This window comes from Gammaproteobacteria bacterium, from assembly GCA_022340215.1.
In the GTDB taxonomy this organism is placed as follows: Bacteria; Pseudomonadota; Gammaproteobacteria; order JAJDOJ01; family JAJDOJ01; genus JAJDOJ01.
Genome location: JAJDOJ010000196.1, coordinates 1 through 5,396, shown reverse-complemented (window position 1 = coordinate 5,396; position 5,396 = coordinate 1). Strand labels below are relative to the sequence as shown.

Here is a 5,396-nt window from a genome sequence, read left to right as displayed (position 1 = left end):
AGCAGGATGGGCTTGTCCTGTTCGCGGGCCAGTCGCAGTGCCTCCTCGCCCCAGGGGTGCCAGTCGACCGGATTGCCGGCGTGCTGAAGCAGGTAGGGACTGGTTTGCGCGGCCAGGCGGTTTCCTGTCGTGGACATCCTGAACTCTCTTTACACGATCGCGCCAATATAGACCCTGACCGCCACCGTGTCGCGAAACCACAGCGAGCCGCGGGTATATAATCGCCGCGCCTCTCCACCCCATCCGGTGTCTCGGACAGATCATGCGAATACTCAAGCTGAAGCGGCACGAAGAACGGCGGCTGCGGGCCGGCCATCCCTGGGTATTCAGCAACGAGGTCGATACGCTCGCCTCGCCACTGTCGGGATTCGAGGCCGGTGATCCGGTGGAGATCCACGATTCGGGCGGGCGTTGTCTGGGGTCCGGGTATGTCAACCCGCACTCGCTGATCTGTGCGCGCCTGGTCAGTCGAAAGCCTTCGACTCCGTTGACGGCGGAACTGATCGCCAGACGCCTGGAAGAGGCGCACGCGCTTCGCCGGCGGTTGTATGAGGCCCCTTTCTACCGCATGGTCTATGCCGAGAGTGACGGCCTGTCCGGATTGGTGGTCGATCGATACGACGACCATGTGGTCATCCAGATCACCACCGCCGGGATGGAGCGCTTGCGCGATGCCGTCGTCGCGTCCGTCGATACCTTGCTGTCCCCGGAATCGATCCTGTTACGGAACGAAACCGCTGTCAGGGAACTCGAAGGATTGCCACGCTATTCCGAGATCCTGAAGGGCGAGGTACCGGAGACCGTCGTGGTGCCCGAGCACGGGGGACAGTTCGAGGTGACGCTGGCGGGAGGGCAGAAGACGGGGTGGTTCTTCGACCAGAGCGAGAATCGCGGCAGGGTGGCGAGATTTGCCAGGAAGCGCCGGGTCCTGGATGTCTTCAGTTACGTGGGGGCATGGGGGATCCTTGCCGTCAGGGGAGGAGCCGAGTCCGCGTTGTGCGTGGACGAGTCTGCCTCCGCCGTCGATCTGGCGCGTCGCAACGCCGAGCGAAATTCCGTGGCCGGACGCGTGGAGGTGCGCCGGGACGAGGCATTCCAGGCGCTGCGGTCGCTGGCGGAGGCGGGGGAGCGATTCGGCGTCGTGGTGCTGGACCCGCCGGCGTTCATCAAGCGCAAACGGGACGCGAAGAACGGTATCCAGGCCTACCGCCGAATCAACCGGGCCGGGGTGCGACTGATCGAGCGCGACGGGATCCTGGTGTCGTGCTCCTGCTCCTTTCATCTCGGTCACGATGCCCTGGTCCGACAGATTCGCGAGGCGTGCCGGTCGGTGGGACGCAGGTTGCAGATCATCGCCACAGGAACCCAGTCCCCGGACCATCCCGTTCATCCGGCCATCCCCGAGTCGGCCTATCTCAAATGCATCGTGGCTCGCGTGGTCTGAACCCCGGATTGTCGGTGACCTGTCTTCACGGGTCTGCGACTGAAATATGAATCTTATTTGGAAAAAACACGCCGTATACCATTGTTTGTTATATCATCAGGCTGCGAATCACCGTGACCACCGGGATTCCATACCGATGAATGGCGCGGTTGAGGGTCTATCCGGCGAGAAATCGATAATGTGGACCGCTACGAGTAACCCCGCCGGCGGCGATCCGCATCTCGCGAATGTTCTTCACCACATGCTGTTGGGAGGGTAGTGACATGCGTAGGGTTGTGTTCAACCAGAAGGGCGGCGTCGGGAAATCAACCATTGTGTGCAACCTGGCGGCCATCGGCGCCGCGGAGGGCAAGCAGACGCTGGTGCTCGATCTGGACATTCAGGGAAACGCGACGCAGTACCTGATGGGCAGGAAGATCGACAATCCCGATCTGACGATCGCGCACTTCTTCAAGACGACGCTCAGCTTGAACCCGTTCGGCAAGGCTCAGGGGCCGACGGTGGGCGGCATCATTCACGAGACACCGTTTCCGAATCTTTACCTGATCCCGTCCCACCCCGATCTTGAGCCTTTGCAGGGAAGGCTGGAGTCCCGCTACAAGATCTACAAGTTGAAGGAGGCGCTCTCGGCCCTGGACGATTTCGACACCATCTATATCGACACCCCGCCGATACTGAACTTTTACAGCCGCTCGGCGCTGATCGCGGCGGACTCCTGCCTGATACCGTTCGATTGCGATGCGTTCTCGCGTGAGGCCCTGTATACGCTCATCGAGTCCATCGCAGAGGTGCGGGAAGACCACAACAAGACGCTCAAGATCGACGGAATCGTCGTCAATCAGTTCCAGAGCCGCGCCAATCTGCCGCAACGGCTGGTGGACGAGTTGATCGCCGAGGAGCACCCCATCCTCGAATCGCGAATCTCGCCGTCGGTCAAGGTCCGGGAGTCGCACAGTGAATCGATGCCGCTGGTGCACTACGCGCCCAATCACAAGCTGACCGAGGAATTCCGAGCGTTGCACAACGAACTCAACGGATTCCACCATTAGGGCAGCGGGGCCGCACCTCGGCGGCCCCGTTATCGGCTAATCCGCCGGCGGATTAGCCGCCGAAATCGCGGGCGACAAGGACGGTGTGCGTCCTGGCCCGCGTGATACCATATCACGCCATGCTCACCTACCCCGAGATCGACCCCGTTGCGCTCAGCATCGGTCCGCTCAAGATTCACTGGTACGGGTTGATGTATCTGCTGGGCTTCCTGGCCTTCTGGTGGCTCGGCAGGATTCGTGCGCGTCGGGCGGATACCGTGGCGTCCCCCGAAGACATTGGCGACATGCTGTTCTACGGTATGCTCGGGGTGGTACTCGGCGGCAGGATCGGTTACATCCTGTTCTACAATCTCGGCCGCTTCCTCGACGATCCGCTGATGTTCTTTCGCGTCTGGGAGGGTGGCATGAGCTTTCATGGCGGGTTGCTGGGGTCTATCCTCGCCATCTGGTTCTTTCAACGGAAGAAGGGGTGGGGCTTCCGGCGCACCATGGACTTCGGCGCGCCGCTCGTCGCACCCGGCCTGTTCTTCGGGCGCATCGGCAACTTCATCAACGGTGAGCTCTGGGGGCGGGTGACGGATTCCCCCATTGGCATGGTGTTTCCCGGGGCGGGACCGCTACCGCGTCATCCCAGCCAGCTTTACGAGGCGGCGCTGGAAGGCGCGGTGCTGTTCGTCCTGCTCTGGGTCTATTCCTCCAAGCCGCGTCCGGTGGGATCGGTGTCCGGGTTGTTCCTGATCCTCTACGGTGCCTTTCGTTTCGCGATCGAGTTTTTACGCCTGCCGGACGAGCATATCGGTTATCTGGCATTCGGCTGGCTGACGATGGGACAAGTGCTCACCCTGCCCATGATCGTTGCCGGCGTGGCGCTGATGGCCTGGGCCCGGGGGAAGCCGCAGCCGTCGCGGACCCCCTGACGGACGCGCCACGATGCGCCAGTATCTCGACCTGATGCGTCATGTCCTAGAGAGCGGGGAGCGCAAGGAAGACCGGACCGGGACCGGCACGCTCTCGGTGTTCGGTTATCAGATGCGCTACGACCTGTCGCGGGGATTCCCCGTGGTGACGACGAAGAAGCTGCATCTGCGTTCCATCATCCACGAATTGCTCTGGTTTCTGAGGGGTGATACCAACATCCGGTACCTCCATGAGAACGGCGTGACCATCTGGGACGAATGGGCGGACGACAACGGGGATCTGGGGCCGGTCTATGGCGCACAGTGGCGCGCATGGAGAACGGCGGACGGGCAGGTGGTGGACCAGTTGAGCCGGGCTGTCGAACAGATTCGTGACGATCCGGATTCGAGACGGATCATCGTCACCGCGTGGAATCCCGGAGAACTCGGGCGCATGGCCCTTCCGCCGTGTCATCTCCTGTTCCAGTTCCACGTCGCGAATGGCGTATTGTCCTGTCAGCTTTATCAGAGGAGTGCGGATATCTTTCTGGGCGTCCCGTTCAACATCGCCTCGTACGCCCTGCTGCTGCAGATGGTGGCGCAGGTGACGGGACTTCGGGCGGGAGAGCTCATCCACACCCTGGGCGATGCGCACCTCTACCTGAATCACATCGAACAGACACGGTTACAGCTCGCACGTGCGCCGTTCGAACTGCCCCGACTGGAATTGAACCCCGATGTCAGATCGCTGTATGACTTCAGCTACGAGGACTTTCACCTGGTCGGCTATCGGTGTCATCCCGGAATCCGGGCACCCGTAGCGGTCTGAACGGGGGTATTCGCGCCGGGTGGCCTCGCGACGAAGGTAAATGGAAACCGGTTGCGCGCCGCGACCAGGATATGGCACCGGTGATGGTCGGCACCGGATCGTGTCAGCTGCGGTCGGTGATCTGTTGCAGCAGGCTCTGGTAACGGGCGAGCGAGTCGACACCGAACAGGGGATCTTTGCCGGAGTTCAGGTGCTGCTCCACCTCGGCTGAAATCTCTGGCGTAATCAGCTTTCGGAGCTTCGGGTAGACCTGGCCTTCCTCCATATCCATGTGGCCCTGTTGCAGGGTCACGTATTCCTCGAGTCGTTTCCTAAGCGCTCCCTTGTCGATGATCGCGTTGGTCTCGATGACGTCCAGCTGTTCCGCCAGATCCCGCGTAACCAGCTTGAGTAGGGAGTGATCCCGGGTCAGCGTGTCGATGATCGGCCGCAGGGATTCGTCCATATCGATCAGCTGCTCAAATACAATGTCTTCCCCGGGATGATGAATGACATCCGAATACTCGGAGAAATAGTCCAGGCAGTCCTTGAGCAGGAGGTAGTCCGGTTCGTCGTCTGCCTTCATCAACTCGATCTGCCAGATGAGGACCTTCAGCACCTTGCTGAAATTTCTGTGGTCTTCGCTAAGCCGCGTAACGATGTTTGACATATTCCGGAATCCTGTCTGGGTTTTACCGAGCTGGTAGCATTTTTCCAGCAAACCGGTATGGAATGTTGAGATCTAGCCTGTGGATTTTCGCAGAATTTTGACGCCACGACACGTCCTGGTGGTGGTACCCTGCGATTTTGCCGACGAACCGCGGGGCAGATCGCCAATCCGGCGGAGTGGGTTGACGAAAGTCAATCCACGGCGTGACCGCTGTGCTGACATAACAATAAGGCGATTGCCGGAAAATGGCATACCAGATCGCGCCGGATTTTCGTTCGTCATCGAGGCGCGACAACAGGCGCATCGTCGAACGATGTAACGGTTGTCGCAACACAGAGGGCGGACGACAAAGTCAAACAGGATGGTATGTCATTTGACAGAAATCGCCTAAGGCGATTGCCGGAAAATGACATACCAGATCGCGCCGGATTTTCGTTCGTCATCAAGGCGCGACAACAGGCGCATAGTCGAACTATGTAACGGTTGTCGCAACACAGAGGACGGACGACAAAGACAAGCAGGATGGTAT

At 60.3% G+C, this 5,396-nt stretch carries 6 protein-coding genes; 4 read left to right on the top strand and 2 right to left on the bottom strand.

Annotated elements, in window-relative coordinates:
* A partial coding sequence (locus LJE91_13755; protein ID MCG6869746.1) for a thioredoxin domain-containing protein occupies positions 1-137 on the bottom strand: 137 nt, incomplete at its 3' end.
* A gap of 125 nt (positions 138-262) precedes the next feature.
* Between LJE91_13755 and LJE91_13750 the strand changes: the two genes are divergently transcribed.
* The 4 genes from LJE91_13750 to LJE91_13735 all read left to right on the top strand — a co-directional run bounded on the left by LJE91_13750 (position 263) and on the right by LJE91_13735 (position 4,218).
* Positions 263-1,444 carry a class I SAM-dependent rRNA methyltransferase gene (locus tag LJE91_13750; GenBank protein ID MCG6869745.1) on the top strand — a complete coding sequence of 394 codons (1,182 nt, stop codon included), beginning with the start codon at positions 263-265 and terminating at the stop codon, positions 1,442-1,444.
* Between the two features lie 263 nt (positions 1,445-1,707).
* Entirely contained in the window at positions 1,708-2,493 is a 786-nt protein-coding gene (locus tag LJE91_13745; GenBank protein MCG6869744.1) for a ParA family protein, read from the top strand.
* 119 nt (positions 2,494-2,612) lie between these two features.
* Positions 2,613-3,410 carry a prolipoprotein diacylglyceryl transferase gene (gene lgt / locus LJE91_13740; GenBank protein ID MCG6869743.1) on the top strand — a complete coding sequence of 266 codons (798 nt, stop codon included), beginning with the start codon at positions 2,613-2,615 and terminating at the stop codon, positions 3,408-3,410.
* A 13-nt stretch (positions 3,411-3,423) separates the two neighbouring features.
* Positions 3,424-4,218 (top strand): thymidylate synthase, encoded by a 795-nt coding sequence (locus LJE91_13735; GenBank protein ID MCG6869742.1) that lies wholly within the window; start codon positions 3,424-3,426, stop codon positions 4,216-4,218.
* Between the two features lie 103 nt (positions 4,219-4,321).
* Here the strand turns inward: LJE91_13735 and LJE91_13730 are convergent, their stop codons facing one another.
* Positions 4,322-4,867 (bottom strand): hemerythrin domain-containing protein, encoded by a 546-nt coding sequence (locus LJE91_13730; protein ID MCG6869741.1) that lies wholly within the window; start codon positions 4,865-4,867, stop codon positions 4,322-4,324.
* Between the last annotated feature and the right edge of the window lie 529 nt (positions 4,868-5,396).